Raw genomic sequence first — 22,832 nt, forward strand, 5'->3', positions numbered from 1 at the left:
GTCTTACAAATTATTGAATAAATAATTAGCCATCTTCGTATACAAATGGTAACGGGTATTACCACCGTATATGCTATGATTCCGATCTTTATAAACATGCATATCGAACTGCTTACCCGCTTGAACCAAAGCCTCGGCATATTCCATTGTTTGCATAAAATGAACATTATCATCGGCGGTTCCATGAACCAGCAATAACTTGCCTTGCAAGTCTTTCACCCGGCGTAACGGAGAGGTAGCCGCATAGCCCTCGAAATTCTCTTGCGGGGTACGCATGAAACGCTCCGTATAAACGGAGTCATAATATTTCCAGTCCGTCGGAGGAGCCACGGCGATACCCACCTTAAACGTTCCGTTTCCGGTACTCAAGGCCATCAACGTGTTATAACCTCCGAAACTCCAACCCCAGATCGCGATACGATCCTTATCGATATAAGGTAACTTGCCCAACGCTTGCGCAGCCTCCACTTGGTCTCTGGATTCCAGCTCGCCCATTCTCAAATAAGTACATTTACGGAATGCCTCACCACGGGCACCGGTTCCACGACCATCCACACATACCACGATAATACCATTTGAGGCCAGATATTGCTCCCAATCGAAACCGTATTGATCCAATACTTGCTGGGAGTTAGGACCACTATATTGCGTCATCATCACCGGATATTTCTTCGACGGGTCAAAATCAGCGGGTTTTACGATCCAAGCGTTGAACTCATAATCCGAAGCCGTATGTACCTTCATAAATTCCTTCTTAGCAAAAACATATTCCTTCAGCTTACTCTTCAACGCGGCGTTATCTTGCAGAACACGTAGTTCCTTTTTGGTCTTCGTCTCATTCACCGTAATCTTCGCCGGGGTATTCGCATTGGAATAGGTATTCACGAAATAAGCGAAATTGTCACTAAAGACCGCCTTATTCATACCCTCTTCCGTAGAGAGTTTTGTCTTCACGCCTTTAGCGTCGATCTTATAGATAGAACGGCGGATCGGGCTTTCTTCGGCAGACTCGTAATAGAAAGTCTTCGTATTCTCATCCACGCCCAAGAACTTCGTGACATCCCAGTTCCCTTGAGTTACCTGACGTTGCATAACACCTGTCGGGGAATACAAATAAATATGAGAATAGCCATCTTGTTCACTCACATAGGTAAACCCATTGTTCAAGAACTGGATGGAAGTCAACCAATCAGAATCCACGTAGCATTTATTTTCCTCACGCAAGATCAAACGGAACACACCGCTCTTCGGATTTGCATAATACATATTGAATACATTCTGCTGGCGGTTCAATGTCATGATAGCCAACTGATCCGGATTCTGCGTGAAAGTAATGCGGGGAATATAGAAGTCGCCTTCTACCGGGACCTTCATCTCCTTCGTGTCTTTGGTGACTACGCTATAAGAATGTACGGAAACCTTTGAATTCTTCTGCCCGGCCTTCGGATATTTATATTCGTAATACCCCGGATAAAGTCCCTCACCATACATCTGCATAGAATATTCGGGCACCTCGGACTCGTCAAAACGGACAAAGGCCAGATACTCGCTATCGGGAGACCACGCCATTAGATTTGTCACCGCAAATTCTTCCTCATACACCCAATCCGTGATGCCATTCAATATCTTATTCAACTCACCGTCCTTGGTGACTTGTACCTCCGTGTCGAAATCAAACTTACGTATCCAAATATTATTATCCCGTACATAAGCGCACATACGACCATCCGGCGAGAAAGTCGGGATCATTTGCTTACCCTTGGCATCGGAAATAGGCTTCACATAATTACGACGCACGTCATAATCATAAACCACCGCCTTAGTAGAGCGACGATAAATAGACTCCGTATCCCTCCAAACCAAGATATGATGCCCGGTACTGCTGATTGTATATCCATCAAAATCCGTAAAGGTACATTCACGAGCTTTACGGGCATTAAACAATGTATCCACAGGATTTCCCGTACGATAGGAATATTTAATGATCATACTCTTATCGGCGTTCATGGCTGTGTAGTGTTCTCCATCCGGCAGGGATCGCACCTCTCCGATAGCCGTCACTTGACGAAATTTCCCATCGGTTATTTCTTTTAAGTCAACATGCTTGCTTCCGGTTTGTGCGGCCACACTTCCGAATACGGCCAACGAAAGCAATAAACTAAAACCTAATCGTTTCATTTATACTCTTATTATTTCTGTTTGAGACGCGAAGTTAGCATAAAAAACAATACCACTAACAGAGATTCTCTATTTCCTCAGTACAACATGTAGGACAGCCATTTTTATAGCCCGAAAAATACGGCAGTACTTACTTGCCCATAGAATATATACTGCAAGTGGCAAAGGATATATACTTACTTGGCCAAGTAAGTACTGCGTTTTCCGGTTATATAAGTTATGGCACTCATTAATTTCCGCAAGACAAAGAATGACTCCACCTTGAAAAAATAGCGACAACAGCCCTTACCGGTCTATTATCGCCATTCTAACGATGAAATAATAGTTATTATGAACCATTAGTTTTTAAACAATCATAAATCACAAAGTTCTATCTTAATGTTTTACAACGACATTCAATGTCTGCGCATTTTCATCCGCAGTCTTTACATGCAAAATATAAATACCGTTCAACAAAGAAGAAACATCGATATTCAAGTTAACAACACTTTCACCTTGGCCTTTCACCGTGTTTTGATAAACACAAGTTCCCGTACTACTATACAATCCTATACTATATGTCGAAGACATGCTCAATATGGGTCGCTGCTCCGTAGCCCCCATAGCAAACGCTCCATCCTGCAAAGTCTGCATTTCCGCATTTGGCGCAATCTGTACTTGCAATGTAGAGCTTACCGGATTCCGTAAAACAGAAAGGCTATAAGTTCCTGACACATAAAGCCATCCTATTACTTGCCATTCACCCCAACCATAACTATTGTGAGCACGAGCAGAAAGATAGCAAGAACGAGGAGTGCTCGAACGATATACTTTTACACTGGATTTACTTGAGTTTTGAGCAACAACAGACCAATCACTCGGATAATCACTCTTCCATTCATATTGATCGACGTTGTAACGAGAATCACAAGAGACAGCAGCAGTAAATGATTGATCATTATCTTTTCTGAAAGTTTCAACAGATGGTTTAGGTGGTACTGTATTATACGTAGGATCCGGATAACTATAATATCTTAATCCCGAGGAATTATAGGGACAGTCGTTTATTGAATGCTCAAAAAGCGGTGATTTTCCCCATTTAGATATCAAATATCCGCTTCGAGAAGATGTTACAGCTGAATGATCATCATTTGGGAAAGATACTTTACAGTATTTACCTGACGTATTGGTGGTTTGCACGAAGCTACCATCATTCCAAAACGCATCATCCCCTGGAGTATTGATCCAAACATAACTATGCCCTTCAGAACAATACCAAGCATAGGCATGGCAATTGTAAGCGCAAGTTGCTTCTCCTTTGAATACGATTCGGTTATTATAATAACTCAACCATTCATTTTTATATTCATTTTTTTTAGAACTACTTAGCTCACCACTTGTTAATTGTAGCGCAGAAACCGCAGTGCCTTTTGGGGTATAAATAGTAGTATTGCTATATACCGCATTATCAGCAAAAGGTTGTATCGATCCACCCGCAATCAACAGGTCAATAGGATCACTATTTAATGCTTGGTTTGATTTTACAGTGGGATGCCCCAAGATCTTATTCATAAGAATCAAAGAAGATTGATAATCCGACGTAGAATATTCTACAGGATCTTCCATTTTTTGGTACAATTTCTTACGGGCTTCTCCCAACAAGTCCATACGATCAGTTTCACTCATTTTGTTGATAATCGCATCTTGAGCTAATAACAATTCAAAATAAGACCTTTTGAGAGACCAAGAAGTTTGATTGATAGCGTTGCTTTTAGGAGCCATCCTAGCTGCATCCATTTGCTTGTAAACAGATAACAACTCTACTGGTGCATCTGCTCGCTTCATCAATTCTTGTAATCCGTTAAAATTATGGATATTGATATCTATCCCGTCCTGTGGGTTATTGAATGCAGTAAAATAAAGCCAAGCAGGATAGTTCATACAAGTGATGACCAAGTCTTGAGTACTCATACTCACCAACTGGTCTTCCGGGATCTGCATAGCAGAAAAACGATCTTCTTCTGTGACTAAATTGCTCCATGTTTCCGTACCCGGTCTTACAGGGAAATTATAAACTTGCGCTTGTGATAAAACTGAAAGAACGCAAGCGATAGCGACAAATAAAAAACACTTTTTCATGGTATCATTATTTTATTGTGGTTTGTAAACCGCATGTTTATCCGTATCTTCTAAAGACAATATAAGTTTATTAAGATCTTTCTCAAACGGATACGTTTTCAGATCATTCGTATTACTACTGTGAATAGGAAACAAACTAATAGAGTCCGCATTTACATGATACGAATATGGAACAATATAAGAAGGATCAAAATTCTCATAAATAAGAGTACCACTATCCTTCCATGATTTAGAATCGGAGAAATAGAGTTTCCCCTTAGGACCGACACCAACATCATCGCTGCAACCGACAACACTAATGATTGTCATTAAAGCAACTAACTTAAACAAAAATTTCATTTTCATAGGCTTTCACTTTAAAAATGGTACAACATATATAAATTATCCCGATAATGACTCTAAAGCGTTTTTAGTAGCTTTGTAAAATAATAAAATCAACAACATTAAAATAGATCAACAAGGAACAAAGTCAAATACAGTATATCTATCTCATTAAATTTATCAACAAGACAAATATACTAAAATAGTAAAACACCAACAAAAAAAACATCAAAAAAAACAGGATTATGCTCTCGTCAAAACACGTACGTGTTTTCAGAAAAACATGTACGACTTTTTTGGAAAACACGTACGTGTTTTTCAAAAGACTTCTCTTACCTTTGCCCTATGGAAAAGACGAAACGATATTACGAATACGGCAAGTTCCTTCAGGAACGTTTTGACCATAAAGTACAGAAGATCTCCATCAACGCCGGCTTCACCTGCCCGAACCGAGACGGGGCGAAAGGATGGGGCGGCTGTACTTATTGTAATAACCAAACATTCAGTCCGGAATACTGCCATACGGAGAAAAGCGTTACCGAGCAATTAGAGGAAGGCGTACGTTTTTTTTCCCGCAAATATCCGGATATGCGGTATCTGGCCTACTTCCAAGCCTACACGAATACATACGACCGATTAGACTCTCTTATTCGCAAATATGAGGAAGCGCTTGCCTATCCCGGAGTGGAAGGATTGATTGTCGGCACTCGTCCGGACTGTATGCCGGAAGGTTTATTGGATTATTTCGCAGAGCTTTCCCAGCGAAAATTCGTCATGATTGAATATGGATTGGAAAGTACGCTTGATAAGACCTTAGTCCGCATAAACAGAGGGCATACCCACGAAGAATCGGAATCCGCTATCCGTCGTACGGCGGCAAAAGGTATTTACACCGGGGCACACCTGATACTCGGACTACCGGGAGAAAGTAGGGATGAAATATTACACCATGCGGATGTCTTATCACGCCTCCCGATCACGACACTTAAACTGCACCAATTGCAGCTAATCAAGAATACCCGCATGGCGAAAGAGTTCAAGGAAGATCCTTCTGATTTCCATTTATATACGGCTGATGAATATATCGAATTAGTGATTGACTTCATAGAACGACTGAACCCCTCTATCGTAGTAGAGAGGTTCGTATCACAATCCCCCAAAGAGCTACTGATCGCACCGGATTGGGGTTTAAAGAATTTCGAATTTACCGCTAAGGTAAATAAGCGGATCGAGGAAAGAGATACATGGCAAGGACGACTATTTCAAGTCTAAGGCAACATCACCATAAAAGGTAATAGCCTGTTTATTCACGGGTGTCACATTGATTGTCACCGAGCCATTCGGATAGACTTCCACCCGAAACATGTATACATCCTCTTTGGTCTTTACACGGAACTTGATTTCGGAACTACCTTTCTTTTCAGAGGTTTGCTCCTTCTCTGTCGCCACTTCTTTAAACGTCAAGCCCTCTCCACCACCATAAGGAGCAGAGTAAGCACGTCCAAAGTAAGGAAGATAAGACAGGATCGAGTCACCATGTATTTCCAATGAGTAGGGGGAAGTAAGATTGACGGATCTCCCGGCCATCGGTACGGCACGATCCACATCGATCTTAATACGACCGCTATCCACGATCTCCCTCACCACTCTCTCTTTTTGCTCCTTCCGCTCTTGCTTACTTTGAGCAAAAAGGGATTGCCCCGCACAAAAAAGGACAATCCCTAAAAATCCAACTAACCTTGTTAATCTCATAACCTTAATAAACTAAACACACTATTAATCACTCTATATAGTAAAGACAATCCTTCGGGTGAATAGTTTAATCTAAAAAGGTCAAATTAAGGCTGTTTATATTTCATTATCATATTAACGCAAATTATCCAAGATATAATCCTGTACGGTAAAATCTTTCCGTACGATCGTATCACCGGGCACACGTTCGTCTGTCGTGATCGCTAAATTCTCATCGCCTAAGACTTGACGGCTCAAGAAGCTCATGATATCGTATTGGTTCCGGGACATAGGGAGCCCAGAGATCTCATGCCCCGCATTCTCTACCTTATAAAAATAATAGGAAGCTTGAAGATTTTCCAGACTTTTCGCTACAGCGGATGATCCCCATAAACCGCCGAGGTTCTCCATAGCGGCTTGTTCAAAAGGAACGGTTTTATCCGCATCGCCATGGAATAGCATAATCGGACAAGGCATCTTTTCCCAATGTGGAGGAAGCACACCAGAGACCGCACCGGCATATGAGATCACACCGGCATAGTTGAAACCAGCCGGTAGCCTTTTCGCCAACTCATGTCCGTTACATAAATCATACTCTGCCTGCAATACCGTAATCGCCCCGGCACTCGAACCGCTCGCTACGATCTGCTCCACATCGATGTTCCAATCCGAGCTTTGGTTGATCACGAAACCGGTAGCATCATAAAAATCCTCTACCGCCGTATCGATCGCATGCTGCAAGGCTGCGATAAAGTCCATTGGAGAAGAGACTTTAGAAGGATCCAGATTCTTCAAGGTGGTACGATAATCCGTAGAAACGACCACAAATCCGTTTCGGGCGAGGAACTCGAAATAGGGAATATATCCTTTATCCGCCTTATCTCCCCCTTTAAACCCACCGCCAAAAGCAAAAATCATCACAGGCTTTTTTGAGGCGGGCGACATAGAAGTCAACTCATACTTGTCCAAGGACAATGTATCTGTCCCTTTTATAGAGAATACGAAATTCTCTTTTTGAACTTCCACATTCGCCACAGGTTTAGGCTGCATACAGGCGAACGAACAGACGATCCATAAAGCAAATAGCGAATACACCCAATTTCTGTTCATCTTATTTTCGTATTAGAGGTTATTTTGTTCCTTCCTTCAAACCATCCAAGAACTTATCCACTTTTTTGGCAGCGTCTTTCACGCCCGCTTTCATTTTCAATCCGGCGTATGTCGCTTGCAATTTAATGATCTCCGCTTTCTCATCAGCGTTTAACTCTTCCTCGAACTTGGCGTAAATATCCGTGGATAGATCCGAGAATTTCAGATCCGCCTTCTTCCAGTCCTTATCGGTATAATCAGCGGCCTCCATTTCCACCTTATCTACAAAATCACTAAACTCCTTCACATATGAATCCTTTGATTGGCAGGCGCTCAAAGCGAACATAACCAATAACATGAATAGTACTTTCTTCATCTTTTAATTAAAAATTAATTTGTTATACAACACAAATATATGCAAAAAGGTTAAACCCTTGTATATGTCATATAACTTTACGTAATTTGCTATCCTATTTTCTTAATCAGATTAATAAATTTATGGAGAAAAAACATCAGTACCGAGGATTAACCAAACAAGAAGTAGAAGAGAGCAGGCGCCTTCACGGCGAGAATGTACTTACCCCGCCCAAGAAAGCTTCGTTATGGAGCCAATTCTTGGAGAAATTCGAAGATCCTATTATTCGTATATTATTAGTGGCATGGCTCTTGTCCATGATAATCGCTGGCGTACATTGCTGGGGACCTGAGGCGAAAGGTTTTACGGCCTTCTTGGAGCCGATCGGCATTTTCTTCGCAATCATGCTTGCCAGTTGCGTGGGCTTTTTCTTCGAGGTGAAAGCGAACAAGGCATTCGATATCTTGAATACAGTCAATGATGATATTTTAGTGAAGGTAATCCGTGACGGGAATATCTGCCAAATACCGAAAAAAGAGGTCGTCGTAGGCGATATCGTTGTTTTGGAGACAGGTGAGGAAATTCCCGCAGATGGACATTTGCTTGAAGCCATCTCCCTACAGATCAACGAATCCACACTAACCGGTGAACCGATTATCAGCAAGACAACAAACGAGGCGGATTTCGATACGGAAGCGACTTATCCGTCCAATGTAGTCATGCGAGGAACGACGGTCGTGGACGGACATGGCGTAATGCAAGTAGAAAAGGTGGGTGACGCTACCGGATACGGTAAGGTCTACGAAGGCTCGCAAATCGAGAGCGATGTAGAGACTCCTTTACAAATACAGTTGAAAGGCTTGGCTAGCGTGATCAGTAAAGCCGGATACACGATCGCCGGAGTGACGTTCATCGCCTTGACCGTAAAATTCCTTTTATCAGATAGTTTCCCCGGGATGCCGGCGATGGACATCATCGCCCATATCCTCAACTACTTTATGGTAGCGGTTACGTTGATCGTGGTATCCGTTCCGGAAGGATTACCGATGAGTGTCACGTTAAGTTTGGCCCTCAGCATGAACCGTATGTTGAAGACGAATAATCTTGTCCGCAAAATGCACGCCTGTGAGACCATGGGAGCGACTACCGTAATTTGTACGGACAAGACCGGAACGTTGACGCAGAACCAAATGCAAGTCTACCAAACGAATTTCTACAACCTGAAAGACCAAAAGCTTGGGGAGGATGAGTTAAGTAACCTGATCAAAGAAGGTATCTCCACGAACTCCACGGCATTCCTCGATTTCTCGGAAGAAAAGGTAAAAACCCTTGGAAACCCGACGGAGGCCGCCCTTTTACTCTGGTTGAACGGACAACACCAAAATTATCTGGAATTAAGAGAGAACGCTACGATCCTAGATCAATTGACCTTCTCTACGGAACGGAAATATATGGCTACAATCGTACAATCACCGTTACTCGGCAAGAAGGTACTTTACGTGAAAGGTGCTCCCGAAATCGTACTGGCCAACAGTAACCGGGTGGCGATAGACGGAACTTACAAACCGGTGGCGGAATGTAAAGCCGGCATCGAAAAACAATTATTGGATTACCAGAACCAAGCGATGCGTACGCTTGGCTTCGCTTACCAGATAATCGAGGATGGAATGGATGAGACCTTCTTCGTTGAGGGTCGTTTACATGATACGGATTTAACGTACCTAGGTATCGTCGCTATCTCCGATCCGGTACGTGCGGATGTGCCCCCCGCTGTTCAAAGTTGCTTGGACGCAGGTATCGACGTGAAGATCGTCACCGGAGATACACCGGGTACGGCTAAAGAAATCGGACGACAGATCGGTACGTGGAAAGCGAATGATACCGACCGGAACATTATCACGGGTCCCGCATTCGAGACGCTTAGCGACCAAGAGGCCTTGGATCGTGTCTTAGACTTGAAGATCATGTGCCGTGCCCGTCCTACGGACAAACAGCGTTTGGTACAATTATTACAGCAGAAAGGCGCCGTGGTAGCGGTTACCGGCGACGGGACAAACGATGCCCCCGCCTTGAAAGCGGCACAAGTAGGCCTCTCCATGGGTGACGGTACTTCAGTTGCCAAGGAAGCCAGCGACATTACGATTATCGACAACTCGTTCAGTAGCATTACCCGTGCGGTGATGTGGGGACGTTCCTTGTACCGGAATATCCAGAAATTCTTGTTATTCCAATTGACCATCAATGTAGCCGCTTGTTTGATCGTGCTATTGGGTTCTTTATTAGGTACGGAATCTCCTTTGACTATCACGCAGATGTTATGGGTAAACTTGATCATGGATACATTCGCTGCCGGGGCGTTGGCCTCTCTCCCACCGAATGAGCGAGTGATGAAAGATAAACCTCGCCGGAGCGGTAAGGATGGAGATTTCATTATCACCCGCCCGATGGCCTATAATATTTTCGGCGTCGGATTCGCTTTTGTCGTAATCTTGATGGGCTTGTTGTTCTATTTCCATGCGCAAGACGGTTTAACGCCGCATGATTTATCGTGGTTCTTCAGCTTCTTCGTGATGCTACAGTTCTGGAATATGTTTAACGCAAAGGCATTTATGGAAGGACGTTCCGCTTTTGCCAATTTAAAGGATAGTAAAAGTTTCTTGCTGGTCGCTTTACTGATTTTGATTGGTCAATACTTGATCGTCACTTTTGGAGGCGAGATGTTCAGCGTAATACCTTTGTCCTTGAAAGATTGGGCGATCATTATCGGATCTTCCTCTCTGGTTTTATGGATCGGTGAGTTATTCAGGTTATTCAAAAGATAAATATATATTGTACAACTTGTAGAGACGGGACACGCTCCGTCTCTACAACTGAAAATAGTACACCTATATGATATATCAACCTAGCTATAAATAGCTATTTCCTTATTCCATTTCGTTTTTTAACTTCGCATCTCAAATTATTTAAATCATGGAACATCTATTAGAATTAGCGAAAAGAAACCAAGAAAGAGCTTGGGAAGTGATCCGGCAAACCGACATTATAAATATCTGGAAATCTGTCGGGGCGGAAATAAACTTAGTAGGCTCCTTAAATATGGGACTACTCATGAAACATAAGGATATCGACTTCCATATTTACACCTCTCCCTTCCGTATATCCGACAGCTTCCAAGCGATGGCCCGACTAGCGGAGAACCCGCTCATTAAACGAATCGAATACGGAAACTCGCTCGATACGGAAGAACAATGCGTAGAGTGGCACGCATGGTTCCAAGATCCGGATAACGAACTCTGGCAAATTGATATGATCCATATCGTAAAAGGTTCCCGTTATGACGGTTATTTCGAGAAAATGGCCGAACGTATAACCGCCGTACTGACTGACGAGACCCGGCAGGCCATCTTAAAACTGAAATATGAGACACCGGATACAGTGAAAATCATGGGCGTGGAATATTACCAAGCAGTCATTCAAGACGGCGTGCGTACATATGCGGAATTAGAGGACTGGAAAAAACAACATCCAGTCACAGGCGTTATCGAATGGATTCCATAAGAACATTATTGGCCAAACCGTGAAGAATCGATCTCTTTCTTATTCTTCCGGTTCATCTTGCCCAATGTATATTTTAAGGTGAGCGATACAGAACGAGTATCCGAATAGATCGTCATATCACTCTTCTGGCTGGGATAATCAATATGCGTTTTCGCACGTAAGCCCTTTAACAAATCCTCACCTCGCAGCATTACACTTAACTTTTTCGGTATCGGATTCCAGACAAGACCCGCCGATACATTATAATTACCATCCACATCATAGATACCTTGTACCGAAGGCGCACTATAGCGAGCGTTAACTTCTAACGATAAGTTCTTTTTCCTTGATAAAGTAAACGTATTGAACAACATCAACTGCCCGAACAACTTTTTCCGATCAAACGAAATATCGATAAACACTCCCTCATCTTGAATCAAGAAGCCCGATGCCACGAACCGTGAGCTAACCACCCCACCGATCCGAAACGGGATTACCGCCATCGCCCCGAAAGTATTATGCTTATCGAAATTAACCGATTGGTAATAGGCTCTCAACGCTTTCGTATCTTGATAATACAATTGGCGAATATAATTCACATGATGATTGGCGAATAGTCCAAAAACATATTTCTTTTTCAAGATATAATTAGCCCTAGCCATATAAATACGTTCCGGTTCCAAATAAGGATTTCCCCGTACCTGACTATACACATTCAAATAAGAAACATTCGAGCTCATGGCCCAATACGCCGGATACTTCTTATCGCTGGAGAAATTGACTTGAAGCATATTCGATGGATCGATCGTATAACTCAAGTTCAATTGTGGATAGAGATTTACCCCAGACCATAAAGTCCATTTCCGGCCCACCGAATCAATCACCGCCTTATTATACTCCGCCGAAAGAGAAGCGCTCAACACCAGTTTCTTGCCAAAACGCTTAGAGAAACCGGCATACAATCCCGCCGTATACTCTTTTTCTTTTTGGGCAAACGTAGCTGACAGATCCTCCTGTTTATCTTGGTAGGTAAAGGAGCTATTATCCGTAAAGGATAACTGCACATTCGTGCCCGCGTTAATTTTCCATCCTTTTCCAAATACCCGTTCGTAGTTAACGAATACATTCGCCAAATGGATATTTTGCCGGGAGGTAGCCTCCACCTCTTGTTTCGTATCGGGATAATCCGAGATCATATATTGATCCCTGCGATCCTTATAATAGGTATAATCCACCCCTGCGTTCAAGTTCTTGGAATGTGCATAATTCAACCGTACATTTTGAAGATTCTTCGGGCCCGATAACTTATTATTACTTTCCGCATTCTCAATACCCACAAATAGAGTGTTCGAATATCGTTTAGAATTAGAATCCGTTATCTTGGCATAATAAGAAATATCCACCTCACGCCCCTTATCCATAAACCAACTGGCACTTGCCCCAATCGTATGGTTCATGGAACGACCTACCGCCATATTTTCTTGCAGGATCTCATAAGGACGATCCTTCACGATGGGATAGGCGTTCATATCCTCGGTTGAACGGGAATGGTTATAATTAGCGGAATAAGATAGATCCAGACTATATTTCTTTTTGGAGTAGGATAAATTCACTAATCCGGTTGGCGAGAAGTAGAAAGCTTGCTTTCCGGTCAAAGAGATATCGGCACTTAAATCCTCATTCACTTTCTTCTCCATAATGATATTTATACTACCTCCTTTTACGCCATATTTTGGAGGAGAGCTATACAAAAGCTCTATACTCTTTACTTTGCTGGCCGAGGTAGATTTCAGAAGCTCTACAATCTGGGACAATGACATTGAGCTTCTACGTCCGTTAATAATAATGTTCGTAGTAGGGACGCCGATAATACTAACGTTGTCCCCTTCTTTCACCAATCCGGGAATCTCTCCTAAAATATCAAATGCAGTATTCACCGGTTTGGCCATGATCAAGTTAGGCACGTCGAAAGATAAGGCATCGTCCGTAACCGTAACCAAAGGACGCTCGGAAGTAACGTAGACATCCGGCAATTTTACCGTAATACTATCTTTCACCAAGATAACAGAATCCTTAGTCTGTGCATTTACAGCGACAAGAACATTCAGAAGCAACAAGAAAGGAACAATGGCAGTCTTCATAATATCAAGATTATGTTTATAATCCGCCAAATTAAAAAGAAAAAAGGAGATAATCAACGAAACTATCGAATATTTACGAACAAATCGTATACATATTCAAAATAAAGAAATTACACCACACCTATTTATACTATTAACCCGTTGGCTGAATTAAGCAACCGTGCCAAATCTTATAAAGATAAAAGTCAGATCAAACCGAATAAAAAGTTCTCCCAGTACTATATAAAACCTCCCGCAACCCGATATCTTCTTTATTCGCCGCCGCTGAATGTTCGTTCGGCGGCGACGAATATACATTCAGCGGCGGCGAACGAACATTCAGCGGAGACGGATATAGAAGATAGGCTTATCCATCAAGGTATTATTCATTCTACCTTATCCAAGGTAAAAGTAAAGATTAAAGTAGAACCTCCGGGGATACCGCTATAATCTCCATATCCATAACCTAGCGAAGCCGGGATAATCGCCTCCACGGTCTCATCCAGATGGATATTCAATAAGACACCGCTTAAGCCCGGGATAATGCCGTTCATAGAAAAACTTGATCTATCCAGTTTCTTTTGAAAGACTTTCCCGTCAATATATTTTCCTTCCAGATCAAGCAAATAAACCACTGAGGTTGCGGAAGGTGTCGTTGTCCACTCATTTTCTTCTGAATGATCCGATATAAGGCAGTATCACCTCCTATAACAACTTGCTTATATTTCAATTCACCGTTCTCGTCTTTCTCCGCTTTCTTCTCCCAGATGTATTCCTTGTTTTTGTTGATATAAGCCAATTGCTCTTCCGAGAATTGAAGCTCATCATCATCCCCACAAGAAGTAAATCCCATCATCATGATCACTACAAGTGACCATACATACATTGAAAGTGCTTTCATTCCGATTTCTATATAAAATTAAACTATGATTATTCTTGATTTCCGAGGCGCGAATATACAAATCCATTTTGTTATATCAACTAACTTTCCGTTCTTTGCATAAATATAGTAGTAACCAACTAATACAACATGAAACTAAACAAATTAATAGCGATCGCCACGATCAGCCTTCTGTCGGGAGGTATAAGCATGGCACAAAAAGCGTTGAATCTTGAGGATATAGTTGCCGGTAACATCATACAAACAAAAGGCATCGGAAGCATGACTTGGCTAAAAGACGGTGAACGTTATAGCTGCTTGGAAAATAATAAGCAAACCGGAGGCACGGATATCGTCGCCTATCGAGCGAAAGATAACTCCCGTGAAGTCATTATCCCCTCATCCCTATTGACGGACAAATCTACCGGAAAGCCTATCCCCGTACGTAGCATCTCTTGGAGTGCGGATAATGAGAAAGTCTTGATTTATAACAATACCCAACGGGTATGGCGTTATGATACACGGGGTGACTATTGGGTATTAAACCTAAAGGACGGCGCTTTACGTCAATTGGGAAAAGGAATGCCGGAATCCTCCATGATGTTCGCTAAATTCTCTCCGGATGGCACACGTGTAGCCTACGTTTCCAACAATAATATATATGTAGAAGATATAGACTCCGGGAAAATCACGCAGCTAACAAAAGACGGAAGCGATACGATTGTCAACGGAACCTTCGATTGGGTATATGAGGAGGAGTTCAGTTGCCGGGATGGTTTCCGCTGGAGCCCGGACGGAAAGCATATCGCCTATTGGCAAAGCGATACGAAAGGAACGGGAGTGTTCGACATTATTAATAATGTAGACTCCATCTACGCAAAGGTAATTCATTTCCCATACCCCAAGGCAGGAACCACCAATTCAGCCGTAAAAGTAGGCTACGTTTCCTCTACCGGCGGGAACACCACTTGGATCGCCATACCCGGAGATCCCCGGAACAACTACCTGCCCCGTATGGAATTCATCCCCGAAAGCGACGAGTTGTTCATACAGCAACTAAACCGCCCGCAGAATACAAATAAGGTATGGATCGCCAAGATATCCGATAACTCGCTGAATAATATCTTCACCGATACGGATGCCGCATGGCTGGACACGAATGATAACATACAATGGTTAAAGGACAACCACTATTTCACATGGGAAAGCGAGCGTAGTGGCTGGCGGCATTTATACCGGATAAGCCGTGACGGAAAAGAGATACAACCCATCACCAAAGGTGATTTTGATTATATCTCGCCGGTCGGGACCGATCTACAAAAGGGCTGGGTCTATTTCATAGCCTCCCCGGACAATTTCACCCAACGCTACTTGTACCGGGCTAAAGCATTCGGCAATGGAGAAGTGGAGCGTGTAAGCCCCATGGAACAATCCGGACAGCACCGCTACAACATGTCACCCACCGGCAAATGGGCTATACATACGTATAGTAACGCCTCTACCCCATCCGTTATCGACATGGTTTCTTTCCCGAAACATCAATCCGTACGCATGCTTGAGGATAATGCCCAAGCCAAGGATCAATACGCCGCCTTAGGATTAAACCCGAAAGAATTTATCAAGGTCAAGTCCGGCAATCTAACCTTGGACGCATGGATGATAAAACCTGTCGATTTCGACGCATCCAAGAAATACCCGGTTATCATAGAGGTATACGGCGAGCCGGCGAGCGCCACCGTACAAGATGTATGGGGTAACGGAGATTTATGGCAACAATATATGGCAAACCAAGGCTATATCGTGGTGAGTATAGAGAACCGGGGCGCGAATACTCCTCGTGGGCGTGAATGGCGTAAATGTATTTACGGGGAAGTGGGCACTTTCTCCTCCGAGGATCAAAGCAGAGGTATTTTAGATATGGCCCGTCAATATCCGTTTATCGATGCCAGCCGGATCGGCATTACCGGATGGAGCGGCGGCGGCAGTCAAACCTTGAACTGCATGTTCCGTTATCCGAAAGTATTCCATACCGGTATAGCGATCGCTTTTGTCGCTGACCAGCGCCTATACGACACGATCTACCAAGAACGTTACATGAATACTCCGCAGAACAATCCGGAAGGCTACCGCAAAGGTTCCCCGATTACCTATGCCGAGGGACTGGAAGGTAATCTGCTGCTTATTCATGGTACGGGAGATGATAACGTGCATTACCAAAATTGCGAGATGCTGGTGAACAAGTTGATCAAGAACGGAAAGATGTTTACGCAAATCAGTTACCCGATGCGTAGCCATAGCATCAACGAAAGGGAAGGAACGACTCTTCACCTACGTAAGACAATGGCTAAATACTGGCTGGAGCATCTTCCGGCCGGTGGTAAATAGTTAATCCACGATTCAATGAAACAATTTTTATTGCGATTAGTGATCTTGGCAGGAATCAGTTTCCTGCCAACGGTATCCAACGCCCAATTAAGGGAAAAGGCCGAAGAACTATTGTCTACGACATTAGGCAATGATCCGGAGGAACCAGTTACCCCAACCGATACGCTTTCGCTCGATGAGCAGCACCGGAAGGATTCCATCAAGATGCAGGAGCTAGCCCTCCAGTTGCAAGAGATGAAACTAAACGAGATCTTACTGAAAGACGAGCTGGAAAGCACGAAAAACAGCAACGCTACCGCCGACTCCCTAAAAAGGGCCGAGCAACGAAACCGTATCGATTCCCTTCGGGCACTGACTCCCGGCGTACCTGTAGTCGTAGAGGGGGATACCTTATTTCACCTTTACGCCAAGCGCGGAGGCCGCACCCCGGTTGACCGGGCTGAGGACATCCTCAATATCATGGTAAAGATCGGGACCTCGCATTCCTTGAAGAAGGATTCCATCTATATCTATGACAGCGAATACGTAACGGATATCATGTACGGAGATAAGGTTATCCTAAGTATCACCGATCAAGATGCCCTATGGCAAAATCTCAGTCGTATAGCCCTCGCAGAACAATATCAACCGATTATCCAAAACAAGATACAAGAGCTAAGGGAGCAACATAGTATCTTGCAGATAGCGAAACGGGTATTATTGTTCATTCTCGTAATTATCATCCAATATTTCCTGTTTAAGCTGACCAACTATCTGTTTAAGAAACTACGCAGGAAAATTATCTGGTTAAAGCAGAACCGACTCAGATCTATTACCATCCGGGATTATGAATTTCTCAACACACATCGCCAAGGACGCGTATTGATGTTTTTCACCAACGTAATACGATGGATCGTGTTACTAATCCAATTAACCATCAGTGTACCGATCCTTTTCGCTATCTTCCCGCAAACAGAAGATCTAGCCTTGAAGATATTCTCCTACTTGTTGGAGCCGGTAAAGATGATCTTTAAATCGGTAGCTTCCTATATTCCGAACTTGTTTATCATCTTGGTGATCTATTACTGTATCAAATACATCGTAAAAGGAATCCAATACATAGCCAACGAGATAGAGAGCGAGAACCTGAAAATATCAGGTTTTTACCCGGATTGGGCGCAACCGACGTTTAATATCATCCGTTTCCTGCTATACGCCTTTATGATCGCCATGATCTATCCTTATCTGCCGGGATCGGACTCGGGGGTATTTCAAGGCATATCCGTATTTGTCGGTTTGATCATATCGTTGGGTTCCAGTACGGTGATCGGAAATATCATCGCAGGGCTGGTCATTACTTATATGAGGCCCTTTAAATTGGGTGACCGTATCCAACTAAACGAGACGACTGGCAACGTGATCGAGAAGACTCCGTTTGTCACCCGTTTACGTACCCCTAAGAATGAGGTAGTGACCATCCCGAACTCCTTTATCATGTCCTCCCATACAACAAATTATAGCGTATCCGCACGGCAATACGGATTAATCATCCACAGCACGGTTACGATCGGCTACGACGTACCTTGGCGGCAAGTTCATCAATTATTGATCAATGCCGCCCGCCAGACCACCGGGGTATTGCCAGAGCCGAAGCCTTTCGTATTGGAGACCGAACTAAGCGATTACTATCCCTGTTATCAAATCAACGCTTATATAAAGGACGCCGATAAACTCGGGGATATCTATTCCGACCTGCATCAAAACATACAGGACGTATTCAATGAGGCTGGCGTAGAGATCATGTCACCGCACTATTTCGCCGGACGAGACGGAAGCGCTTCCACGATCCCGGCCTCTCCCTATCTGGATGACAGGGTAGAGCCTTCAAAGAAATAAATATTTCACGGTAAATAGTTAAAAATGATCCCTCACGAAACAAATCGTGGGGGATTTTATGTTATATGTCCAAACGTCACTAATAAAATAAATAATGGTAATGAAAAAGTATTTTATCGCAGTAGCGGCTATGGCATTTTTGGCCGCATGTAGCGGGAAACAAGCCCAAAAGGATGTACCCGTAGAAGTAGAGGAAGAAGAATTCGCCATAATGTCGGCGGCTCCGGACGCTCCGTCTCTGCCACTGATCCATTCTGTTAAGGCGACTCAACCGGCAAAACCCGTGAATATGAGAGATTCCTTGAAGGCTGATCCTAAAAAGGGACCGGTTATCCAAAAAAAGTATAAGGGAACCCTGACTTCTCCGGATAGCGTGAATGTAGATTATGACTTAACCTTGTATTATCAACAAGATAACGCAGACGAGGAAGGCGTATTCGAGTTGGATGCTCTTTATACCGTACCGGAAGCAGTAGCCTCAAGCACCGGAGCGGCGAAGAAAGCTCCTCAGAAAGCCATTACAACCGGTAAACAAAAAGTAAAGCACGGAGCTCCCGATGACGCTAGCGCAGTAATCTACGAGTTGATTCCTAGTGATGGCGAACCCGTCATTTATTTCCTAGTAGAAGGGGATAACTTGACCTTGATGAACGATGCGTTGCAAAAAGCGGCGGCAGATCTTAACTACACACTAAAACTTGTTCAATAATATAGGCAGCACATCTTTGTATATATAGATCACCCCGATAGTCTTACCGGATCGCCGGAAGCTATCGGGGTTTAGTTTTTATTTAAACCATCCTTAGCGGACCGATTATTTGATACCTAACTTGGCTTTGATCGCTTTAGGCAGGGCATCTTTATGAACCACGATATTCATGGTCTTATAACGGACAAATGCTTTGGAAGCATACCAAATACCGTTATACTTGTTGTTGGTTCCCCACGAGTTCTTCACCATATAATACTCGTTACCTTCTTGATCTTTGGCGATACCGTAGATCTGCATACCATGGTCGTCGGTCGTCTCATAATTATCATAAGCCAACTGGCGCTCTGCTTGCGTACACCATTTCTGAGGTTGCGGTTTTGTGTTCAGCTTCTTTTCCTCCGGTTTCAATTTCAACCAATGAGCCATATCGGAACCGCTCAACTCCTGTACCTTCTCATCATCAGGCATAACGGCCACTCCGTCACGAGTAAAACCAGATTCGCTCACGTCGGAACCCCAAGCGATCGTATACCCCGTATTAATCGCGTTATCAAAGACCTCCATAAACTCATCCAGCGGCAAGTTATACGACATACCGTGACGCCAGTTATCCTGAATCTCTAGCGGGAACTGGGTATAGAACGGATGATGCGTATAAGAAGTCAATGAGACATAATCCGAAGCCTTCAAACCTGTAGACTCGAAGAAAGATTTCGGTGTATATTCCTTCCCTTTATACGTGAATTTCTCAGGAGGAACCCCCAAGTAGATCTGATGTACGGCAGCGACCGCCTGCTTCCATAACATGGCGTTATTCTCATCAGACTGCAATTTGCGTAACTTTCCTTTGGCGATAGCGGCCACCATAGCGTCGGTCAAGGCGGAAAGCTCGGTATGGTTACTCAACGTATCGGAATACATTACGCCCGGGCGCATCTCCTCTTCCGGAACCAAGCCGAATGTTTCCATTCCATAGAGCGCGTCATAGAAAGATCCACCTTGCGAGAACGACACATCCCCATGCGTACGCACGGCAGCATCGGCACGATCCAGATAGGTGTTATATACCGTAAACATCTCGGATAAGTCATACTCACCCTTTCCCAGACGAAGCAACTCAGACTCCAAGAAAGCGTATGAGGAGTAGCACCAGCACGTGCCCGCACGATTTTGGTTCTTAACAGATGTAATCGGGTTCTCTTTCACGGTCGTGAACACGAATCCCTCCTCACTCTCTTTCTTCTCCGTGTCCTGCGCTTGGATCGTAGCGGACAGCGTCAGAGCGAATAGCATGCTTGAAACTAGAATAGTCTTTTTCATGTAAAATTTTATATTAATATTAGTATTAAGTCCGTATCACCCGCAAATGTAAGTTTTTTATCCGTAGCTAACCCTACAAAGTCGTACGTATTTGAGATATTTTATCTAAGTTTGCCTCCTCAGGAAACATAATATATAACTAATTATCTGCAAAATGAGAATATCTATTATCGGTTCGGGTAATATCGGTGGAGCGATCGCCCGAGGTTTAGCGAAAGGAACCATGTTCAAAGCCTCTGATATCACTTGTACCGCCCAATCGGACGAGACCTTGGAGAAGATGAGAAAGATCGATCCGGACTTTATCTTGACCCATGATAACGTGGAAGCGGCACGAAACGCTGATATCATTATAATCGCCGTTAAACCTTGGCGTGTAGAAATGATTATAGATGAGATTAAGTCGGTGCTCGACTTCGAGAAACAAATGATCGTATCCGTAGCGGCTGGCGTGACTTTTGATCTGTTAAATACTTATTTGACCAAGAACACGGACTTCGATTGTCTGGCTACTCCCACGATCTTCCGGATTATGCCCAACACGGCTATCGAGGTGATGAGCAGCATGACTTTCGTCTCCGCCCGCAACGCCTCCAAGGAGCAAACGGATCTAATCATCCATATCTTCAACGAGCTTGGCAACGCCATGTTGGTAGAAGAACGGTTGATGGGCGCAGGAACAGCATTGGCTTCCAGCGGCATCGCTTTCGCCTTGCGTTATATCCGCGCGGCGATAGAAGGCGGCGTGGAATTGGGTTTCTATCCGAAACAAGCGCAAGAGATCGTGGTGCATACCGTGAAAGGCGCCGTTGATTTATTGCTCGAGAACAAAAGTAACCCGGAGATGGAAATCGATAAGGTAACGACTCCGGGCGGAATCACGATCAAGGGTCTAAATGAGATGGAACTTTCCGGTTTTACCTCTTCCGTGATCCGGGGACTGAAGGCCAGTAAATAAAAATAGGCAGACAAAGTAGTTTGCCAGCACCAATACGCCCCGAAATATGCTGACAAACTACTTTACCTGCCCTCGGCAGGTTTATGTTCTTTCCGCCTAGTCATTTCCATCTCCAACATCCGGAGTTCCCGGCTGGTCTGCCCCGCGACAGAAGTATTCTCTTCCGCACGCCGGATCAAATACGGCAGTACATCCCTTACCGAGGCGTACGGTACGTATTTGGTTACGTTATATCCCGCATGGGCTAAATTGAAGGAAATATTATCGCTCATTCCCAATAGCTGCGCAAAGAAAACACGGGAGTCATCGCGGGCGATCCCCTTCTCGTCCATCAATTTCGCCAACTTATAATTACTCTCCTCATTATGAGTTCCCATAAACATCTCAAAACGATCTAAATGATCCATGGTGAAACGGACCGCCGCATCATAATTCTCATCCGTGGCCTGCTTATCTTTACAAATCGGATCGGGATAATCCAACGCCGCCGCACGGGCACGCTCCGCTTCCATATAAGCCCCGCGCACGAATTTCACGCCCGCAATATAACCTTTCGCCACGGCGTCATCGTAGATACGACGCAGATAAGGCATCCGGTCATGACGATACATTTGCAAGGTAGCGAATACGATCGCACGTTTCTTGTTGAACTTACGCATCGCCTCATCGGTCAACGCATCAATGGCATCTTGGAAACAATAATCCTCCGCATCCACTAAAATACGTACGTCGTTATCGTAAGCCCGTTGGCAAAGCGCCATAAAACGCTCGCGGAACTCGCGGAAATGCCGGACATCGTCTATCGTAAGCTCTTCCCGTTTCTCGGAAGCTTTGGCCAGTAACTCATCGGTCGTGATCGTGGATGGTTTGAATACGGCATAGGCCAGATTCGTATTTCCTTTCGCAAAATCTATCGAGCGCAAGGTTTCCTCGAAAGTCGCCTGTATGCCCTCCGGGGTCTGCTCGCTCTCCGCCGAATAATCGAGCGTCGATTTCACGTTGTATTTCATCAAGTGGTTGATGGCAGCGGAACAGTCTTGTAAAGTTTCTCCCCCAACGAACTGTTTATATAAGGTAGGCTTCACCGCCCAAGCCAGCGGGAAATGTATTTTCAAGGCTATACTCGTGGCTACTTTAGCGCATTTTACCAACCAAGGATATTTTATCGTATTAAAAAGCCAGTAAGCATTTTGTAGTTCTCCCTGCGACTTCGACGAGAAAGCGATCTCAGTATTGTTAAAGTCTAACATATT

General features: G+C 44.0%; 16 protein-coding genes and 1 pseudogene. 7 read left to right on the top strand and 10 right to left on the bottom strand.

Annotated features, from left to right (window positions below):
• Nucleotides 1-3: 3 nt before the first annotated feature.
• The 3 genes from ACYIA1_RS11865 to ACYIA1_RS11875 form a co-directional block, all read right to left on the bottom strand.
• On the bottom strand, nucleotides 4-2,178 hold the full coding sequence (locus ACYIA1_RS11865) for a S9 family peptidase (protein WP_048927537.1): 2,175 nt from the start codon (nucleotides 2,176-2,178) through the stop codon (nucleotides 4-6).
• Nucleotides 2,179-2,553: 375 nt separating this feature from the next.
• On the bottom strand, nucleotides 2,554-4,296 hold the full coding sequence (locus ACYIA1_RS11870) for a T9SS type A sorting domain-containing protein (protein ID WP_008778701.1): 1,743 nt from the start codon (nucleotides 4,294-4,296) through the stop codon (nucleotides 2,554-2,556).
• Between the two features lie 12 nt (nucleotides 4,297-4,308).
• A complete protein-coding gene (locus ACYIA1_RS11875; protein WP_005867279.1) occupies nucleotides 4,309-4,641 on the bottom strand; it encodes an LptM family lipoprotein in 333 nt (110 codons plus the stop codon).
• A gap of 321 nt (nucleotides 4,642-4,962) precedes the next feature.
• On the opposite strand from ACYIA1_RS11875, the gene mnmL reads away from it, so the two are divergent.
• Nucleotides 4,963-5,889, top strand: coding sequence for a tRNA modification radical SAM protein MnmL/YtqA (gene mnmL, locus ACYIA1_RS11880; RefSeq protein WP_005867278.1), 927 nt, complete (start codon nucleotides 4,963-4,965; stop codon nucleotides 5,887-5,889).
• On the opposite strand, the gene ACYIA1_RS11885 is transcribed toward mnmL, so the two are convergent.
• From ACYIA1_RS11885 to ACYIA1_RS11895, 3 genes are all read right to left on the bottom strand, one after another.
• Nucleotides 5,875-6,369: a DUF4251 domain-containing protein gene (locus ACYIA1_RS11885; RefSeq protein WP_005854264.1), complete on the bottom strand. Its 495-nt coding sequence runs from the start codon at nucleotides 6,367-6,369 to the stop codon at nucleotides 5,875-5,877. The genes mnmL and ACYIA1_RS11885 overlap by 15 nt on opposite strands.
• A gap of 114 nt (nucleotides 6,370-6,483) precedes the next feature.
• Entirely contained in the window at nucleotides 6,484-7,458 is a 975-nt protein-coding gene (locus ACYIA1_RS11890; RefSeq protein WP_005867275.1) for an alpha/beta hydrolase family protein, read from the bottom strand.
• 19 nt (nucleotides 7,459-7,477) lie between these two features.
• Nucleotides 7,478-7,813 (bottom strand): DUF6565 domain-containing protein, encoded by a 336-nt coding sequence (locus ACYIA1_RS11895; protein WP_005867274.1) that lies wholly within the window; start codon nucleotides 7,811-7,813, stop codon nucleotides 7,478-7,480.
• A 122-nt stretch (nucleotides 7,814-7,935) separates the two neighbouring features.
• On the opposite strand from ACYIA1_RS11895, the gene ACYIA1_RS11900 reads away from it, so the two are divergent.
• Together ACYIA1_RS11900 and ACYIA1_RS11905 are read left to right on the top strand one after the other, a co-directional pair.
• Entirely contained in the window at nucleotides 7,936-10,614 is a 2,679-nt protein-coding gene (locus ACYIA1_RS11900) for a calcium-translocating P-type ATPase, PMCA-type (RefSeq protein WP_005867270.1), read from the top strand.
• Nucleotides 10,615-10,762: 148 nt separating this feature from the next.
• A complete protein-coding gene (locus ACYIA1_RS11905) occupies nucleotides 10,763-11,350 on the top strand; it encodes a hypothetical protein (protein ID WP_048927535.1) in 588 nt (195 codons plus the stop codon).
• A gap of 5 nt (nucleotides 11,351-11,355) precedes the next feature.
• On the opposite strand, the gene ACYIA1_RS11910 is transcribed toward ACYIA1_RS11905, so the two are convergent.
• Together ACYIA1_RS11910 and ACYIA1_RS11915 are read right to left on the bottom strand one after the other, a co-directional pair.
• Nucleotides 11,356-13,470: an outer membrane beta-barrel family protein gene (locus tag ACYIA1_RS11910; protein ID WP_480335370.1), complete on the bottom strand. Its 2,115-nt coding sequence runs from the start codon at nucleotides 13,468-13,470 to the stop codon at nucleotides 11,356-11,358.
• A gap of 365 nt (nucleotides 13,471-13,835) precedes the next feature.
• Nucleotides 13,836-14,350 (bottom strand): annotated as a pseudogene (locus ACYIA1_RS11915) (FKBP-type peptidyl-prolyl cis-trans isomerase).
• Between the two features lie 129 nt (nucleotides 14,351-14,479).
• Here ACYIA1_RS11915 and ACYIA1_RS11920 point away from each other — a divergent pair.
• From ACYIA1_RS11920 to ACYIA1_RS11930, 3 genes are all read left to right on the top strand, one after another.
• Entirely contained in the window at nucleotides 14,480-16,714 is a 2,235-nt protein-coding gene (locus ACYIA1_RS11920) for a S9 family peptidase (protein WP_347173279.1), read from the top strand.
• Nucleotides 16,715-16,729: 15 nt separating this feature from the next.
• Complete coding sequence (locus ACYIA1_RS11925) at nucleotides 16,730-18,589, top strand: mechanosensitive ion channel family protein (protein ID WP_087342521.1); 1,860 nt, start codon at nucleotides 16,730-16,732, stop codon at nucleotides 18,587-18,589.
• A gap of 100 nt (nucleotides 18,590-18,689) precedes the next feature.
• Nucleotides 18,690-19,298 (top strand): hypothetical protein, encoded by a 609-nt coding sequence (locus ACYIA1_RS11930; protein ID WP_057328206.1) that lies wholly within the window; start codon nucleotides 18,690-18,692, stop codon nucleotides 19,296-19,298.
• A gap of 105 nt (nucleotides 19,299-19,403) precedes the next feature.
• Here ACYIA1_RS11930 and ACYIA1_RS11935 read toward each other — a convergent pair whose 3' ends face one another.
• Nucleotides 19,404-20,621, bottom strand: coding sequence for a C1 family peptidase (locus ACYIA1_RS11935; RefSeq protein ID WP_121961757.1), 1,218 nt, complete (start codon nucleotides 20,619-20,621; stop codon nucleotides 19,404-19,406).
• A gap of 154 nt (nucleotides 20,622-20,775) precedes the next feature.
• On the opposite strand from ACYIA1_RS11935, the gene proC reads away from it, so the two are divergent.
• Nucleotides 20,776-21,579, top strand: a complete 804-nt coding sequence (gene proC / locus ACYIA1_RS11940; RefSeq protein WP_005867255.1) for a pyrroline-5-carboxylate reductase — start codon at nucleotides 20,776-20,778, stop codon at nucleotides 21,577-21,579.
• Nucleotides 21,580-21,641: 62 nt separating this feature from the next.
• On the opposite strand, the gene ACYIA1_RS11945 is transcribed toward proC, so the two are convergent.
• On the bottom strand, nucleotides 21,642-22,829 hold the full coding sequence (locus ACYIA1_RS11945) for a proline dehydrogenase family protein (protein WP_036618525.1): 1,188 nt from the start codon (nucleotides 22,827-22,829) through the stop codon (nucleotides 21,642-21,644).
• Nucleotides 22,830-22,832: the final 3 nt, after the last annotated feature.

The organism is Parabacteroides sp. KHUB-02 (assembly GCF_056640955.1).